The following is a 16,608-nucleotide window of genomic DNA, read 5'->3' on the forward strand; positions in this document are numbered from 1 at the left end:
GGGAGCAGTTACGTCCCGGCGCGCCCTGGAAACTCCGGCCGGCCCGTGGCTGAGGCCGCGTCAGCCGTTCTTGATGCGGTTCGTCAGCTCGGTCACCTGGTTGTAGATGGAGCGGCGCTCGGCCATCAGGGCCCGGATCTTGCGGTCGGCGTGCATCACCGTCGTATGGTCGCGGCCGCCGAACTGCGCGCCGATCTTCGGCAGCGACAGATCCGTCAGCTCACGGCACAGGTACATCGCGATCTGCCGGGCCGTCACCAGGACCCGGCTGCGCGACGATCCGCACAGGTCGTCCACCGTCAGCCCGAAGTAGTCGGCGGTCGCGGCCATGATGGCGGTCGCGGTGATCTCGGGCGCCGCGTCCTCGCCACCGGGGATCAGGTCCTTGAGGACGATCTCCGTCAGGCCCAGGTCCACCGGCTGGCGGTTGAGGGAGGCGAAGGCGGTGACCCGGATCAGCGCCCCCTCCAGTTCGCGGATGTTGCGCGAGATACGGGAGGCGATGAACTCCAGCACCTCCGGCGGCGCGTTGAGCTGCTCCTGCACCGCCTTCTTGCGCAGGATCGCGATGCGGGTCTCCAGCTCCGGCGGCTGGACGTCGGTGATCAGCCCCCACTCGAAGCGGTTGCGCAGCCGGTCCTCCAGCGTGACCAGTTGTTTGGGCGGCCGGTCCGAGGACAGCACGATCTGCTTGTTCGCGTTGTGCAGCGTGTTGAAGGTGTGGAAGAACTCCTCCTGCGTCGACTCCTTGCTGGCCAGGAACTGGATGTCGTCGACGAGCAGGATGTCCATGTCGCGGTAGCGCTTGCGGAACGCGTCCGCCTTGCCGTCGCGGATGGAGTTGATGAACTCGTTGGTGAACTCCTCCGAGCTCACGTACCGCACCCGGGTGCCCGGGTAGAGGCTGCGCGCGTAGTGCCCGATGGCGTGCAGGAGGTGCGTCTTGCCGAGGCCGGACTCCCCGTAGATGAACAGCGGGTTGTACGCCTTGGCCGGCGCCTCGGCCACGGCGACCGCGGCGGCGTGCGCGAAGCGGTTGGAGGCCCCGATGACGAAGGTGTCGAAGAGGTACTTGGGGTTCAGCCGGGCGGTCGGCTCACCGGGGCCGGTCGCGGGCGCGGGCTGCGCGGCGAGCGGGCCGGGGGCGCCGCTGGGCGCGGGCAGTCCGCCGGGGCCGGGGTTCTGGATGTGCGCGGGCGGCTGGTGCTCGGCGAGATCGCGGCGCTGCGGCGGCTGCTGATCGTACGGGGAGTGGCCCTCGGAGTGCTGGCGCTGCGGCGGGCCGGTGTGCTCGGGGGCCGATGAGCGGTAGTCGCCCTGTGACCGCTGGGGATGCTGGTGCTGCTGCTGTACGTGGGAGGGCGGTGGCGTCGCGTAAGGATCGCGCTCCGGGAAGCCGCCGAGGCGCTGCTGCTGCCACCCGTAGTCCTCGCGCGGGCCGGGCCCGGTCTGGCCGCCCATGCCGGAGTGCTGCGGCCAGGCGCCCGGCTCGTGCCGGGACTGCTGGTGCTGCTGCTGGTACTCCGGGTACGCGGGACGGACGTGGGGCAGGTCGTCGTCCTGGTGGCCGTAGCCCTGCCGGTTGTCGTAGCCCTCGCTCTGCCGATTGTCGTAACCGCTGTACGCGTCGTGCTGCTGCCCCGACTGCTGCTGGGGCTGCTGGGGCTGGTGGCGCTGCTGCATGTGCCCCGACGGCTGGGACGACGGCATCTGCTGCTGCGGCTCTTCGGCGGAGTCGTCGACGGTGATCGCGATCCGGATCGGGCGGCCGCACTCGTGGCTCAGGGCCTCACCGATGAGCGGCGCGAGCCGGCCTTCCAGCACACCCTTGGCGAACTCGTTGGGCACGGCCAGCAAGGCGGTGTCGGCCACCAGCGCCAGCGGCTGGGTCCGCTTCAGCCAGTCCTGGTCCTTCGGCTTGAGGCTGTCGCTCTCCGCGCGTAGGAGGTGATCAAGTACGCGTGGCCACACTGCGGCAAGATCGGCAGGTACGTCGGCCACAGAGCACGCTCTCTCACTGGTCCCACGAATGTGTGATTCTCAGGACGGGCGGGAAGGAATCGGAGTTGACCCACGGTAGTCAGGGCGACCCTGGTGATTCAAGTTGTTGTCCACAGGCTGTGCATAGTGTGTCCCGGCCGAGGGCCGGTTTGACCGGATGACGCCGCCCCGCGTACCGTGACCAGGTCGAGTTGTCGATGGCTGCTGCCGCCTGCCTCCGATGGGCAAAGATCGCGCTCTAGTGATCGTAGTAGCGGTGCACTCGGGCGTTGCGAGCTACTCGTGGGCGCACGGTGACAGCCAGTCGACACCCCACACCTGTCTCCCCGGAGACACCAAGCATCTCTGGAGCCCCCGAGTGAGCAAGCGCACCTTCCAGCCGAACAACCGTCGTCGCGCGAAGACCCACGGCTTCCGCCTGCGTATGCGTACCCGTGCCGGCCGCGCGATCCTCGCGTCCCGCCGTGGCAAGGGTCGCGCCCGCCTGTCGGCCTGAGCCCTGAGCTAGGTCCATGACGTGCTGCCTACCGAGCATCGGCTGAGGCGGCGCGAGGACTTTGCGACCGCGGTACGCCGGGGACGCAGGGCCGGGCGCCCGCTCCTCGTCGTCCACCTACGCAGCGGTGCAACGGACCCGCACGCAGCGGGGGAGAGCCCTCCCCCGGCGCGTGCGGGTTTCGTCGTGAGCAAGGCCATCGGCGGTGCCGTGGTCCGCAACAAGGTCAAGCGCCGGCTGCGCCACCTTGTGCACGACCGGCTGGACCGGCTGCCCGCCGGTAGCCTGGTTGTCGTACGGGCGCTGCCCGGTGCGGGCGAGGCGGGTCACGACCAACTGGCCCGCGACCTGGACACCGCGCTGCAGCGGCTGCTGGATGGAGATCCCCCAACCCGAGGTCAGGGGAGGGAGCCGCGGTGAAGTACCCGCTGCTGTTGCTGATCAAGCTGTACCAGTGGACCATCAGCCCTCTGCTGGGCCCGGTCTGCCGGTATTACCCGTCGTGCTCCCACTACGGCTACACGGCCATCGATCGGCACGGCGCGGTGAAAGGGACAGCGCTGACGGCTTGGCGCATCCTGCGTTGCAACCCGTGGTCGCCAGGTGGCGTCGACCACGTCCCTCCCCGGAAGCGTCCGGTCTGGCATCAGCGGCTGAGGAGCCGCCTGGGCGGGCCCGCCGTCCCTGAGCCCGCCGCACAGCCCGAGACTCAGCCCAACGCCCAAGGAGCCTGATTCGTGGACACGATCCTCGGTCCTCTCTATTACGCAGTTTCCTGGATCATCGTCCAGTTCCACTCGTTCTACAGCCTCATCTTCGACGAGAACAGTGGCGCGGCGTGGGGTCTGTCCATCGTCTCGCTGGTGGTGCTGATCCGTATCTGCCTGATCCCGCTCTTCGTGAAGCAGATCAAGTCGACACGGAACATGCAGGCGCTCCAGCCGAAGATGAAGGCGATCCAGGAGCGCTACAAGAGCGACAAGCAGCGTCAGTCCGAAGAGATGATGAAGCTGTACAAGGAGACGGGCACCAACCCGCTCTCCAGTTGCCTGCCGATCCTGGCGCAGTCGCCCTTCTTCATCTCGCTGTACCAGGTCCTCAGCCACATCGCGAACAACCAGACGGTCGGTGTCATCAACCAGTCGCTGCTGGAGAGCGCGCAGAAGGCGCACATCTTCGGCGCTCCGCTGGCCGCGAAGTTCCTGGACACCCCGGAGAAGATCCAGTCCCTGGGTGCCTCGGTCACCGATGTCCGCGTGGTCACCGTCATCATGATCGTCCTGATGTCGGCGTCGCAGTTCTACACGCAGCGCCAGTTGATGACGAAGAACGTCGACCTCACGGTGAAGACGCCGTTCATGCAGCAGCAGAAGATGCTGATGTACGTCTTCCCGATCATGTTCGCCGTCTTCGGTATCGGCTTCCCCGGCTTCCCCGTCGGCGTCCTGCTGTACTGGCTGACCACCAACGTGTGGACCATGGGTCAGCAGATGTTCGTCATCCGCCGGAACCCGACCCCGGGCAGCAAGGCTTTCGAGGAGCGCCAGCAGCGGCTGCGGGCCAAGGGCAAGCTCAAGGAAGACCCGGCCGAGGTCGAGGCCAAGAAGGTCGCCGATGAGGCGCGCCAGAACCGGCAGCAGCCCAAGCGGCAGACCAAGGCCAAGCGCCAGACGCAGCCCACCAGCGGCAAGACCGCCGACGCCGGCGGTGCGCAGCGGCGCACCCGCGCGGGGTCCGGCTCCAGCGCTTCCGATGCCTCCGACGCGAACGCTTCGAAGAAGCAGTCCTTGGAGAAGCAGGCACCGCAGGGCAGCAAGTCGAAGGGCGGCTCCTCCGCCTCCGGCTCCCGTAACGCCAAGTCCGGACAGCGCAAGGGCCAGCAGCGGCCCAAGCACCCGTCCAAGAAGTAAGAAGGAGTCCTTCCGTGACGGACACGACCCGCCCCTCGTCGTCGACAGGGGGGACCCCGGCCGCTGAGGGGACCGACACCCTCACCCGCCTGGAGCAGGAAGGCGAGATCGCGGCCGACTACCTCGAGGGTCTGCTGGACATCGCCGACCTCGACGGTGACATCGACATGGACGTCGAGGCCGACCGCGCCGCCGTGTCGATCGTCAGCGACTCGACCAGCCGTGACCTGCAAAAGCTGGTGGGTCGGGACGGCGAGGTGCTGGAGGCGCTCCAGGAGCTGACCCGGCTCGCGGTGCACCGTGAGACCGGTGACCGCAGCCGTCTGATGCTGGACATCGCGGGGTACCGGGCCCAGAAGCGCGAGGAACTCGCGGAGCTGGGTGCGAAGGCGGCGGAGGAGGCCAAGGGCACCGGCGAGCCGGTGAAGCTGAAGGCGATGACCCCCTTCGAGCGCAAGGTCGTGCACGACGCGGTGGCCGCCGCCGGCCTGCGCAGCGAGTCCGAGGGCGAGGAGCCCCAGCGCTGTGTGGTGGTCCTCCCGGCCTGACGGCCCGAGCCCCGATCAGCCTTGATGCCACCGGCCCCGTCTGTCTCGCAGGCGGGGCCACATCTTGTCAGTCTTACAACAGTCCAGAGGAAGGGCGATTCCCGTGACGGACGCAGCAGCGGAGCTCCCCCCCGCGCCGGATGTGGCGCGCGAGGTGTTCGGTGAGCGTTACCCGGAAGCCGTGCGCTACGGCGAGCTGCTCGCCGACGCGGGCGTACGGAGAGGACTGATCGGTCCGCGTGAGGTGCCGCGGCTGTGGGAGCGGCACCTGCTGAACTGCGCGGTGCTCTCCGAGGTGGTGCCCGAGGGCGTCACCGTCTGCGATGTCGGCTCGGGGGCGGGCCTGCCGGGCATCCCGCTGGCCCTGGTACGGCCGGACCTCAAGATCACGCTGCTGGAGCCGCTGCTGCGGCGGACGAACTTCCTGCTGGAGGTGGTCGAGCTGCTCGGGCTGGATCACGTCACGGTGGTGCGCGGCCGTGCGGAGGAGGTCATGGACAAGCTTCCGCAGGTGCATGTGGTGACCGCGCGTGCCGTGGCTCCGCTCGACCGGCTGGCGGGCTGGGGTGTGCCGCTGCTGCGTCCCTACGGCGAGATGCTGGCCCTCAAGGGCGACACCGCCGAGGAGGAGCTGAAGGGCGCCCGTGCCGCGCTGAGCAAGCTCGGTGTCGTGGAGACCTCGGTCGTCCAGGTCGGTGAGGGCATCGTGGATCCGCTGTCGACCGTGGTCCGCGTCGAGGTCGGTGAGAGCCCCGGCGGTGTGCGCTTCGCGGCCAAGCGTGCGAAGGCGGCCAGGCCCAGCCGTGCGCAGAGGGGGCGGCGTCGCTGAGCGGGGGCTGCGCCCCTGCTGGCTACCTCAGCAAAAACATCAAAACGGCATAAAGCGGAGTGTCGCGTACAAAACGGACGCAACGCTGGCATCGTGTTTCACGTGAAACGTCGTTCTCTGCTGCATGGAATCATCAGCCGTGGTCGCGCGGCTGCCGCGCCGCGCGACCGGAAGCCCACACGGGTCACGGAAGTATCCACAGAAGTGGGTTCATCCACAGGAGAGCGGACCTCACTGGTTCACGACGCCGAAAGCATGGCAGGCTCTGAGCACTGCGAGCCTGATGTCGAGGAGAGTGAATCCTTGCGGTCCGACGCCAACATCGCGGGCCCGATGACCGATCCGGTCCCCGGTCCCCGTAGCGAGTCGCTCGGGGATGACGTTTCACGTGAAACGCCGTCCCCCATGGACGACACCCCGATCGGTCGTGCAGCTCAGATGGCGGTTCAGACGCTTGGCCGCGCGGGAGACGCGATGCCGCGGCCCGAGGAAACCCGGGTCATGGTGGTCGCCAACCAGAAGGGCGGGGTCGGCAAGACCACCACGACGGTCAACCTTGCCGCTTCCCTGGCTCTGCACGGCGCCCGCGTCCTGGTCATCGACCTCGACCCACAGGGCAATGCCTCCACAGCCCTGGGCATCGATCATCACGCCGAAGTCCCCTCCATCTACGACGTGCTGGTGGAGAGCAAGCCGCTGTCCGGCGTCGTGGTCCCGGTGCCCGATGTGGAGGGGCTGTTCTGCGCTCCTGCCACGATCGACCTGGCCGGCGCCGAGATCGAACTGGTCTCGCTGGTGGCGCGGGAGAGCCGGCTGGACCGGGCCATCAAGGCGTATGAACAGCCGCTGGACTACATCCTCATCGACTGCCCGCCCTCGCTCGGCCTGCTGACCGTCAACGCGATGGTCGCGGGTGCCGAGGTGCTGATCCCCATCCAGTGTGAGTACTACGCGCTGGAAGGTCTCGGCCAGTTGCTGCGCAATGTCGACCTGGTGCGCGGGCACCTCAACCCCAAGCTCCATGTGTCGACGATCCTGCTCACCATGTACGACGGCCGGACCCGGCTGGCCTCCCAGGTCGCGGACGAGGTGCGCAACCACTTCGGCAGCGAGGTGCTGCGCACCAGCATCCCCCGTTCGGTCCGCATCTCCGAGGCGCCCAGTTACGGGCAGACGGTCCTCACCTACGACCCGGGATCCAGCGGTTCGCTCTCCTACCTGGAGGCGGCCCGGGAGATCGCCTTGCGTGGAGTCGCCCGGGCCGGGACCGGCACCGAGGGGCTCACCGTGAACTACGAACCACAGCACAGCATGTCGGAGGGGAATCAGTGAGCGAACGACGTAGAGGACTGGGCCGTGGGCTCGGTGCGCTGATCCCCGCGGCACCGCAGGCAGCGGACAACGCCGCTCCCGCGGTGGGCCGGGGGGCGACATCACCTACCGCGGTGCCGACCCTGCCACCGGAACGCGGTGTGGCGGCGGCCAAGGTCACCTCGATCGGGTCCAAGTCCGTTTCACGTGAAACGGAAGAGCCGCAGGAGACCGGAACGGTGGCGGACGTGCCGGAGGAGGTCGCGGGAGCGCACTTCGCCGAGCTGCCGCTCGACGCGATCACGCCCAACCCGAGACAGCCGCGTGAGGTCTTCGACGAGGACGCCCTCGCCGAGCTGGTCACCTCCATCCAGGAGGTCGGTCTCCTCCAGCCGGTGGTCGTCCGGCAGAAGGGCCCCCAGCGGTACGAGCTCATCATGGGCGAGCGTCGCTGGCGGGCCTGCCGCGAGGCCGGCCTGGAGCGCATCCCGGCGATCGTCCGGGCGACCGACGACGAGAAGCTGCTGCTGGACGCGCTGCTGGAGAACCTTCACCGGGCGCAGTTGAACCCGCTGGAAGAGGCCGCGGCGTACGACCAACTGCTGCGGGACTTCAAGTGCACCCACGACGAGCTGGCCGACCGCATCGGCCGGTCGCGCTCGCAGGTCACCAACACCTTGCGACTGCTGAAGCTCTCGACGTCCGTGCAGCTCAGGGTCGCTTCCGGGGTGCTCTCCGCCGGCCACGCCCGTGCGCTGCTCTCCGTGGACGACTCGGAGGAGCAGGACCGGCTGGCGCGCCGCATCGTCGCCGAAGGGCTGTCGGTCCGTTCGGTCGAGGAGATCGTGCGGCTGATGGGCTCCGAGCCCGCCGGGACCACCAAGGCGAAGAAGCCGCGGGCCGGCGCCCGGGTCTCCCCGGCCCTGACCGGCCTCGCGTCCCGGCTGTCCGACCGTTTCGAGACCCGGGTGAAGGTCGACCTCGGGCAGAAGAAGGGCAAGATCGTCGTTGAGTTCGCTTCGATAGACGACCTGGAGCGCATTCTCGGCACGTTGGCGCCCGGTGAAGGCCGGGTGCTGGACAAGAGCCTCGCCGAGGAGCACGGCGAAGAGGACTGAGCCGAGTCTCCCCGGCCCGGAGGACGGGCCGTGTTCCCAGCGGATCGCGGAACACGGCCCGTCCTTTGCTGTGTGGCGGTACCCGTGCGAGCGGACCGTGGATACGATGCGATCGGGTATGGCGCACATCCACGGGGAAACCCCCACAACAAGGAGTAAGCCATGCGAACGGTGAGCCGCACCGGACTGCTGGCAGCGGGCTTCGGCCTCGGAGCGGTCGGTGGTTTCGTCAGTGGCCTGCTCAGTGAGCGGGACGTACGGACGGTATCGCGCGGTGCGGCGGGCGAGGGAAGTGAGGACCTGCCTTCATGGGCCGTCGGCTCGTACCGCTCACGCTGGACAACCTTCCGGATCTCCCCAAGCGCTGCCGCTCCTGCGTCTTCTGGGAACTCGACCCCGTCAGCGGGGAAGCCGCGGTAAGAGCGGGTCGGCCCGAGCTGGAGAAGGAAGCCTGGATCTCGGCCGTCCTCCTGGAGTGGGGCTCCTGCGGACGGGTGGTCTACGTCGACGACGTCCCGGTCGGTTTCGTGCTGTACGCTCCGCCCGCGTACGTGCCGCGTTCCACGGCCTTCCCCACGAGCCCGGTGTCACCCGACGCCGTACAACTCCTCACGGCCTGGCTGACACCCGGATATCAGGGCCAAGGACTGGGGCGGGTGATGGTGCAGACGGTGGCCAAGGACCTGATCCGCCGAGGCTTCAAGGCGGTCGAGGCGTTCGGCGATGCCCGCTGGGAGGAGCCCGCGTGTGTGCTTCCCGCCGACCACCTCCTGGCCGTCGGCTTCAAGACGGTCCGTCCGCATCCCCGCTTCCCCCGCCTGAGGCTGGAGCTGCGCACCACGATCTCCTGGAAGGAAGACGTGGAGTTGGCCCTCGACCGCCTGCTGGGCGCGGTGCAGAAGGAGCCCGCCCTGCGTCCGCTCTAGAGACGGGCCGAACCAACGCGAACGGGCCCGCCCCCGGAGGGGCGGGCCCGTTCGCGCGGACGTGTGGTGCGATCAGGCGAGGAAGTCGCCCAGCTCGCGCTCCAGCATCGCCTTCGGCTTGGCGCCGACGATGGTCTTCACGACCTCGCCGCCCTGGTAGACGTTCATCGTCGGGATCGACATGACGCCGTACTTGGCGGTGGTGGTCGGGTTCTCGTCGGTGTTCAGCTTGGCGATGACGATCTCGTCGTGCTCGGCGGCGATGGCCTCCAGCGACGGGGCGATCTGGCGGCACGGGCCGCACCAGGTGGCCCAGAAGTCCACGAGTACGGGCTTGTCGCTCTTGAGGACGACCTCTTCGAAGTTGGCGTCCGTCACGGTCACCGTGGCACCGGCCATGGCAGTCTCCTTACTGAGTGGGGTGGGGGCTGGGGGGCGTCAGGGGCGGGATCAGGCGGAAGCGGTCTTCTCCGGCTCCGGAACGTCCTCGCTGTCCGAGAGCGCGGCGAGGTGCCGCTCGGCGTCGAGGGCCGCGGAGCAGCCCGTGCCGGCCGCCGTGATCGCCTGGCGGTAGGTATGGTCGACGACGTCACCGGCGGCGAAGACGCCCGTGATGTTCGTACGGGTGCTGGGGGCCTCCACCTGGAGGTAACCCTCGTCGTCCAGCTCCAACTGGCCCTTGAACAGCTCGGTGCGCGGGTCGTGGCCGATCGCGATGAACAGACCGGTCACCGGCAGTTCCGAGGTCTCGTCGGTCTTCAGGTTGCGCAGCGTCAGGCCGGAGAGCTTGTTCTCGCCGTGGATCTCGGCGACCTCGCTGTCCCAGACGAAGTTGATCTTCGGGTCGGCGAAGGCACGCTCCTGCATCGCCTTGCTCGCGCGCAGCGTGTCGCGGCGGTGGATGATCGTGACCGACTTGGCGAAGCGGGAGAGGAAGGTGGCCTCCTCCATCGCGGTGTCGCCGCCGCCGACCACGGCGATGTCCTGGTCCTTGAAGAAGAAGCCGTCGCAGGTGGCGCACCACGAGACACCGCGGCCGGAGAGCTCGTCCTCACGGGGCAGGCCCAGCTTGCGGTGCTGGGAGCCGGTGGTGACGATCACGGCCTTGGCGCGGTGGACCGTGCCGGCCGTGTCGGTGACGGTCTTGATCTCCCCGGACAGGTCGGCCGAGACCACGTCGTCCGGAATCAGCTCGGCACCGAAGCGCTCGGCCTGGGCGCGCATGTTGTCCATCAGGTCGGGGCCCATGATGCCGTCACGGAACCCGGGGAAGTTCTCCACCTCGGTGGTGTTCATCAGCGCGCCACCGGCGGTGACGGCGCCCTCGAAAACCAGCGGCTTCAGGGAGGCACGGGCGGTGTAGAGCGCGGCGGTGTAGCCCGCGGGCCCGGAGCCGATGATGATCACGTTACGGACGTCGCTCACGGGTGTCTTCCTTGTCTCTGCCGACTGCTTGCTGGGGCTCTCGGTGAACTCTCACCCCACCCAACGGATCCTAAGGGGCAAGCATTCCCGCGGTGCCCCGGCGCCCTTACCGCCGGTTCAGGCTCGCCGGTACGAGTGGGTCAGCAGCACCTCGCCAGGGGCAGGCGGTGACGCGGCGACGCAGGAGGCGGAGATGACGTACGCCGAGACGCGGTCGGCGTCGGTCGGGTGCGGCAGGATCACCAGGTACGCGTCCTGCCCCTCGTAGGAGCTGCGCGTGGCCGCCAGAGGTGTCTCGGGCCGGCCGGTGCCGCGCTGGACGCAAGACGGAACGGCGTTCGTCGCGCCGCGCAGCGGGGTGTCCGCGGAGCTTTGTGCGCCGACATCCGGAGTCTTCTTGGTGTGCGACGAGGCGAGCAGGTCGTGGACCCGTGACTCCAGCGTGGCGGACGACAGCGCCGACGCGGCTCCCGTGCTCTTCTCCGTGGCCTCGGTGGGGTGCTTCCGCGCGTTCTCCTGGCCGCTGTCGGTGGACGCGTTCTGGATGACGATTCCGCCGACGCCGATGACCGCTGCGGCGGCTGCGGCGCCGAGCAGCGCCCTGGGCCAGCGCCGGCTTCGGGGCCGCGCACCGGCGGCCCGGCGCCCCGGCCCCGAAGCCGCCCGGGGATGCCCGGCGGGCCGGGTGACGGATGCGGGAGGGGAAGGGGAAGGGGAGGGCGCCACGTCGGTTTCACGTGAAACAGGGGCGGCAGCGGCCGCCGGGGTTTCACGTGAAACGACGGCCTCCTGGTCCGGAGCGGTGGAGTCGAGCAGAGCCTCGGCCGCCAGCGCCGCGTCGATCCGCTCCGCCACATCCGTCGGCATCCGAGCAGGTCCCGGGAGCGTTCCCAGCAAGCCCCGGATCTCTTCCAGCGAGGCATGCACGTCCTCGCACAGCGCACAGCACGCCAAGTGATCGCGTAGATCGGCGGTGCGGGACGGAGAGAGCAGACCGTCCGTGAGCGCGGAGATCTCTGAGACCTCCGGGTGCTCGTCCGTGTCGGTCGTCGAAGTCACGAGCGCCCACCTCCGCCCTTCACGGCATCTGTGTCCTTCGGCCCTGCCGCCTCTGGGACGGATGTCCCCTGCGCCCGGTTCCTTCCCCCGCTGACGGGTCTGTTATCCCCTTCACCCGGACGCAGATGGGTGAGCATCGGAAGAAGCCGTGCCCGGCCCCGCGCACACCGGCTCTTCACCGTCCCGGTGGGGACATCGAGGATTGCGGCGGCCTCGGCCACCGGGTATCCCTGCATGTCAACGAGGACCAGCGCCGCACGTTGTTCTTCGGGCAGCGTGCGCAGCGCACCGAGCAGTTCCCGGTGCAGGTCCTGCCGCTCGGCCGGCCCGGCGGCGGACTCGTGCGGCTCCAGCAACTGCTCCAGCCGCTCCGTCTCGGCGACCGGCGACGTACGGCGGGAGGCCGCTTTGCGGGCCCGGTCCAGGCAGGCGTTGACCGTGATGCGGTGCAGCCAGGTGGTGACGGCCGACTGACCACGAAAGGTATGAGCGGCCCGATAAGCCGAGACGAGTGCGTCCTGCACGGCGTCCGCCGCTTCTTCCCGGTCCCCGAGCGTACGAAGCGCCACCGCCCAGAGCCGGTCACGGTGGCGCCGCACTATCTCACCGAAGGCGTCGGGGTCACCTTTGACGTGGCGCGCGAGAAGATCGCTGTCGCTCACGTCGTGAGGCCCGTTGTTCCCCGCCTCCACGTGCCCCCCTGTGCGGGTAGCGGATATCTGGGCCCCATTGAAGCCGGTCACCCGCAGGAAGTAAACAAGCCCCGGGAGTCGGCCGGCTCCCGCGGGAACGGAGAACGGATCAAGCCCTTCGAGCGCCCCGCGAAGGGCACTCGAAGGAGTCAGCCACTGACCTTGATCTCGGAGATGCCGCCCCGATAACCGTCCCCCGACCCGTCACTGGGGAGTTCCGTGATGTGGACCAGGAGGTAACGCGTCTTGACCGGCTTGTCGAGCTTGACGGACAAGGTGGAGCCGGCCTTCTCCAGCTTCGAGAGGCGTTTGGGGAAGGCGCTGAGCGTCGTCGGGTTCGATGTGTCCGGATCGGCCGCGAGCACCTCGGCCGTGTGGCCCGCCCGGTACATGCTGGCCTGGACCTCGGATACGTCCTTGACGCTGCCGAGGTCGACGACGATCCCACTGCCGTCCGCACGGGAGGAGAGATTGCCGAAGTTCGCCCAGCCCCTGAACTGACCGGTGATCCAGGCGGTGCCCGGGTCACCGTCCACGGCGTTCGAGGCCGGGGACTGGCGGCCACCGACGGGCGAGCCGGACAGGGGAGAGAACTCCGTAGCGCTGTCGATCGTGATCGGCTTCGGGGCGGGCTTCTTCTGCTTGCCGCTCTCGGGCTGCGTGCTCTCCTGGTTGTCCTGGCCCTCGCCCTGCAGAAGGGTGTCCGCCAGTTGCCAGCTACCGAGCCCCAGTGCCGCGATGAGCAGCCCGGACACGCACCACTTCAGGGCCCGGCCGGTGCGGCTCTGCAAGGGCGGAGGCGGGGTGGGCACGGCCCCGGCCCGTACCGTCGCACCTCCGTTGCGCGACGGGGGCTGCCCGTACGCACCTTGCTGGAAACCGGTGCGCTGGTAGGGCGGCGGGGAGGCGAAGGACGGCTCCGGGGGACGGATACGCGGTATGGCCGTGACGGCCTTCGCCAGTTCCTCCGGAGTGGTGCAGGCCGGCTCCTGGCGGGAGGCGGTGGCGCCGTCGTTGACCAGCGCGCGCATGGCGAGCTCGGACAGGCCGCGGTGCACTCCGGCCCGTACCTGGTCCGGCGGGATCATGCCGACGTCCTTGGGAAGCCCCGACAGGCCGTACGCGTCGCTCTCGTACGGCCAGCGCTGGGTGAGGGCGGCGTACAGGAGCGCGCCGATCGCCTCGGTGTCCGTGCGCTGCGGGTGCTCGCTGGTGATGCCGCGCAGGGCGGCCATCACGGCCAGGCCGCGGATGCGGTACTGCCCGGACTCGGTCCGCAGCACCGAGCCGGGGTTGAGCCTGAGATGGGACAGGCCTTCCCGGTGGGCGGCGGCCATGGCCTGGGAGACCTGGCTGACGAGCTGATAGGCGTCGTGCGGTTCGAGCGGGCCGCCGGCGAGCACGGCGGTCAGTTCCGTGGCGTCCGGCAGCCACTCGTGCACGACGTAGACGAGGTCGTTCTCCTCGACGGCGTCGAGGACCTGCACGAAGCGGGGGTCGCCGAGCAGCGCGGCGGAGCGCGCGGCGGACAGTACGGGGCGGGCGCGCGGGTGGTCCGCGGGCAGGATGTGTACGCCGACGGCACGGCGCAGTTTCTCGTCGACCGCACGCCAACTGCTGAATCCGTCCAGACGGGTGACGCACTCCTCCAGGCGGTAGCGTCTGGCGAGCTTGTGGCCGCTGTGCAGTTCGGGCGGCTTGGTGTCGGCCACCGCGGCAGGCTGATCGCCGGTGCGTGCGGTGTCCTGGTCCGTGCCGGTTACGCTCTCGGCCTCCGCACCGTCGTTCGTGGCCTGTCCCGCCTGGGCGGTCAGCGGTTTCTCACCGCTCGTGTCGGCCACGTCGACGGCAGCCGTGCTCCGTTCCGCCACCGTCGTTCCTGCCTCCCCATCCGTTGCAGGCTCTACGAGCCAAGACAATTGTGCCCACAGACCGCCACTATGCACGACACACGGTTGCGGCCGATGGTTGTGCCCGCTCAGCGCCCCAGCTTGGCGCGCACCATGCCGACCATGGCGTTCATCTCCTCGACCCGCATCCGCTTCGCGGCGAGGAAGAAGACGGCGATCAGTGTGACACCGCCACCGGCCAAGGCGGCCAGCGAACCGATGGCGCCGCTGCCGAGCGCCAGGGTGATTCCGTATGCGGCCGCGCCGCCGACCAGGGCGGCGGGCACGCAGGCACCGGCGAGACGGGCGTACGTACGAATGACGTGCGGTCCGTCCAGGTCACCACCCAGTCGTGTGCGCAGGCGTCGCCAGGCCACACCGACGCCGACGGCGTAGGCCAGGCCATAGGCGGCGGCGAGGCCGACCACGACCCAGCGCGCCGGCAGGAGGAGGAAGCACAGACCGGAGACCGCCGCGTTGACGGCGGCGACGATCACCGTGTTGAAGAACGGTGTGCGGGTGTCCTCGTAGGCGTAGAAACCGCGCAGGATGACGTACTGCGCGGAGTACGGGATCAGGCCCAGGCCGAACGCCATGATCACGTAACCGATGTTGGTGGCACCGGCGCCCGCGCTGGAGAACATCAGCGTCGCCATGGGCACACCGAGCGCCAGGAACGCGAAGGCGCACGGCACGATGGCGACCGCGGAGGTCCGCAGCCCGTAGGAGATGTCGTCGCGCACGGCGGTGACGTCCCCGTCGTGCGCGGCCCGGGAGATGCGCGGCAGGACGGCGGTCATGACCGAGACGGTGATGATGGCCTGCGGCATCTGCCAGAGCTGCAGCGCGTAGTTGTAGGCGGTGATACCGGTACCGGAGTGGCCCTCGCCCTCGGCGACCGAACCCGCCCAGGTGGCGATCTGGGTCACCACGACCAGGCCGACCTGGTTGGCCAGGACGAAGAAGAAGGTCCACTTGGCGAGCCGAGCGGCCTTGCCGAGTCCGTGGCCGCGCCAGTCGAAGCGCGGGCGGAGCCGGAACCCGGCGTCCCGGAGGTAGGGGAACATGGCCAGCGCCTGCACGGTCAGTCCGAGCAGCGTGCCGATGCCCAGCAGCCGGATCGCGTCGGCGGAGACGTTGCCGGCGCTCACGCCGCTCTGCGAGAAGCTGCCGAAGACCCAGATGAACGCGCCGAAGGTGGCGATCACGATGACGTTGTTGAGGACCGGGGTCCACATCATCGCGCCGAACCGGCCACGGGCGTTGAGGATCTGCCCCAGTACGACGTGCACGCCCATGAAGAACATGGTCGGCAGGCAGTAGCGGGCAAAGGCGACCGCCACTTCCATCTGCTCGGGGTCGGAGGCGATCTTCGGCGACATCATGCTGATGAAGACCGGCGCCGCCAGCACACAGACCGTGGTGATCCCTGCCATCAACACGGTGACCAGGGTCAGGAGGCGGTTGGCGTACGCCTCGCCGCCGTCCTCGTCGTTCTTCATGGCCCGCACCAGTTGCGGGATGAACACCGCGTTCAGGGCGCCGCCGCCGACCAGGATGTAGATCATCGTCGGCAGGGTGTTGGCGACCTGGTACGAGTCGTTGAGGGTGCCGACACCGATCGCCGCGGCGATGACGAGGTTGCGTACGAAGCCCAGGATCCGGGAGACCAGTGTGCCCGCGGCCATGACGGCGCTGGACTTCAGCAGGCTCGACGCGCGTCCGCCGGGGCGCTTGGCGGACGCGGCGGGTTCAGGCGCGGGCGCCGGCGGCTGCTCCGGTACGGCGGCGGCCTGCGGGAAGGGTTCCGGCTGCGGTGCCATCGGCTGCTGCGGCGCGTACGGCCGCTGCGGTTCGGGCGACTGCCGCGGTTCGTACTGCGGTCGCTGCGGGTCGTGCGGGCGCTGGGGCTCGTACGGCTGCTGCTGGTCCCGGTACAGGTGCGCGAAGGCGTCCTGCTCAGGGCGCTCGTCGGCGGCCTGCGTGATGAGGTCGTCCACTCCGACGAACTGCGTGGTGGCGGCGTCGTCACCGTACGGCAGGTGCCGGGTCGGGCCCTGGGGCTCGGGAGGCGGGGGCGGGGCCCACACCTGGGGGTCCGGAGTGTGCTGCGGGGCGGGCGGCTGCTGGTAGAGCGGGTTCGGGGCCTGGCCGGGAGGCGGCGGGGGATGTGCCGACCGGTCGTAGAAGACGTCGTTCACCGGGTCCTGGGTCGTGGGGTCCTGCGACCGGTAGGGGTCGTTGGCGTACGCGTCCTGCATATATGGGTCATGGGGCGGCTGCCCCTGGGGCGTCGGCGGTCCCTGACCCGCGGGGGTGCCGTGCGCACCCCTGCCGCGGTCACCGTCGTACGGCGCATTCATCGCTGCCCCACCTCATCTGTCGCCGGCCATCCGGCCCCGCC

General features: G+C 69.3%; 16 protein-coding genes. 9 read left to right on the plus strand and 7 right to left on the minus strand.

Annotation, left to right across the window (positions count from 1 at the left end; translation table 11 throughout):
• Nucleotides 1–60 precede the first annotated feature (60 nt).
• Entirely contained in the window at nucleotides 61–2,001 is a 1,941-nt protein-coding gene (dnaA, locus tag ACH4EB_RS08965) for a chromosomal replication initiator protein DnaA (protein ID WP_398346708.1), read from the minus strand.
• Nucleotides 2,002–2,359: 358 nt separating this feature from the next.
• On the opposite strand from dnaA, the gene rpmH reads away from it, so the two are divergent.
• The 9 genes from rpmH to ACH4EB_RS09010 all read left to right on the plus strand — a co-directional run bounded on the left by rpmH (nucleotide 2,360) and on the right by ACH4EB_RS09010 (nucleotide 9,139).
• Nucleotides 2,360–2,497, plus strand: a complete 138-nt coding sequence (rpmH, locus tag ACH4EB_RS08970; protein ID WP_003949374.1) for a 50S ribosomal protein L34 — start codon at nucleotides 2,360–2,362, stop codon at nucleotides 2,495–2,497.
• Between the two features lie 21 nt (nucleotides 2,498–2,518).
• Nucleotides 2,519–2,917: a ribonuclease P protein component gene (gene rnpA / locus ACH4EB_RS08975; protein WP_398346709.1), complete on the plus strand. Its 399-nt coding sequence runs from the start codon at nucleotides 2,519–2,521 to the stop codon at nucleotides 2,915–2,917.
• The gene (gene yidD / locus ACH4EB_RS08980; protein ID WP_398346710.1) at nucleotides 2,914–3,231 is read left to right on the plus strand and encodes a membrane protein insertion efficiency factor YidD; all 318 of its coding nucleotides are present in this window, start codon (nucleotides 2,914–2,916) and stop codon (nucleotides 3,229–3,231) included. The genes rnpA and yidD overlap by 4 nt, the downstream gene beginning before the upstream one ends.
• A gap of 3 nt (nucleotides 3,232–3,234) precedes the next feature.
• Entirely contained in the window at nucleotides 3,235–4,407 is a 1,173-nt protein-coding gene (gene yidC / locus ACH4EB_RS08985) for a membrane protein insertase YidC (RefSeq protein ID WP_398346711.1), read from the plus strand.
• A gap of 14 nt (nucleotides 4,408–4,421) precedes the next feature.
• Entirely contained in the window at nucleotides 4,422–4,955 is a 534-nt protein-coding gene (locus tag ACH4EB_RS08990; protein WP_398346712.1) for a protein jag, read from the plus strand.
• A gap of 103 nt (nucleotides 4,956–5,058) precedes the next feature.
• Nucleotides 5,059–5,784 (plus strand): 16S rRNA (guanine(527)-N(7))-methyltransferase RsmG, encoded by a 726-nt coding sequence (rsmG, locus tag ACH4EB_RS08995; RefSeq protein ID WP_398346713.1) that lies wholly within the window; start codon nucleotides 5,059–5,061, stop codon nucleotides 5,782–5,784.
• Between the two features lie 255 nt (nucleotides 5,785–6,039).
• Complete coding sequence (locus ACH4EB_RS09000) at nucleotides 6,040–7,116, plus strand: AAA family ATPase (protein WP_398346714.1); 1,077 nt, start codon at nucleotides 6,040–6,042, stop codon at nucleotides 7,114–7,116.
• The gene (locus ACH4EB_RS09005; protein ID WP_398346715.1) at nucleotides 7,113–8,213 is read left to right on the plus strand and encodes a ParB/RepB/Spo0J family partition protein; all 1,101 of its coding nucleotides are present in this window, start codon (nucleotides 7,113–7,115) and stop codon (nucleotides 8,211–8,213) included. Before ACH4EB_RS09000 ends, ACH4EB_RS09005 begins: the two co-directional genes overlap by 4 nt.
• A gap of 308 nt (nucleotides 8,214–8,521) precedes the next feature.
• On the plus strand, nucleotides 8,522–9,139 hold the full coding sequence (locus tag ACH4EB_RS09010) for a GNAT family N-acetyltransferase (protein ID WP_398346716.1): 618 nt from the start codon (nucleotides 8,522–8,524) through the stop codon (nucleotides 9,137–9,139).
• A 72-nt stretch (nucleotides 9,140–9,211) separates the two neighbouring features.
• Here the strand turns inward: ACH4EB_RS09010 and trxA are convergent, their stop codons facing one another.
• The 6 genes from trxA to murJ all read right to left on the minus strand — a co-directional run bounded on the left by trxA (nucleotide 9,212) and on the right by murJ (nucleotide 16,567).
• The gene (gene trxA / locus ACH4EB_RS09015; protein WP_030017069.1) at nucleotides 9,212–9,538 is read right to left on the minus strand and encodes a thioredoxin; all 327 of its coding nucleotides are present in this window, start codon (nucleotides 9,536–9,538) and stop codon (nucleotides 9,212–9,214) included.
• Nucleotides 9,539–9,589: 51 nt separating this feature from the next.
• Nucleotides 9,590–10,564, minus strand: coding sequence for a thioredoxin-disulfide reductase (gene trxB, locus ACH4EB_RS09020; RefSeq protein ID WP_398346717.1), 975 nt, complete (start codon nucleotides 10,562–10,564; stop codon nucleotides 9,590–9,592).
• Nucleotides 10,565–10,681: 117 nt separating this feature from the next.
• The gene (locus ACH4EB_RS09025; protein ID WP_398346718.1) at nucleotides 10,682–11,623 is read right to left on the minus strand and encodes a hypothetical protein; all 942 of its coding nucleotides are present in this window, start codon (nucleotides 11,621–11,623) and stop codon (nucleotides 10,682–10,684) included.
• A complete protein-coding gene (gene sigM / locus ACH4EB_RS09030) occupies nucleotides 11,620–12,285 on the minus strand; it encodes an RNA polymerase sigma factor SigM (RefSeq protein ID WP_398346719.1) in 666 nt (221 codons plus the stop codon). Before sigM ends, ACH4EB_RS09025 begins: the two co-directional genes overlap by 4 nt.
• Nucleotides 12,286–12,464: 179 nt before the next feature.
• Nucleotides 12,465–14,186 carry a protein kinase family protein gene (locus ACH4EB_RS09035; protein WP_398346721.1) on the minus strand — a complete coding sequence of 574 codons (1,722 nt, stop codon included), beginning with the start codon at nucleotides 14,184–14,186 and terminating at the stop codon, nucleotides 12,465–12,467.
• Between the two features lie 107 nt (nucleotides 14,187–14,293).
• Entirely contained in the window at nucleotides 14,294–16,567 is a 2,274-nt protein-coding gene (gene murJ, locus ACH4EB_RS09040; protein ID WP_398346722.1) for a murein biosynthesis integral membrane protein MurJ, read from the minus strand.
• Between the last annotated feature and the right edge of the window lie 41 nt (nucleotides 16,568–16,608).

Source organism: Streptomyces sp. NPDC018045, from assembly GCF_044327445.1.
GTDB lineage: Bacteria > Actinomycetota > Actinomycetes > Streptomycetales > Streptomycetaceae > Streptomyces.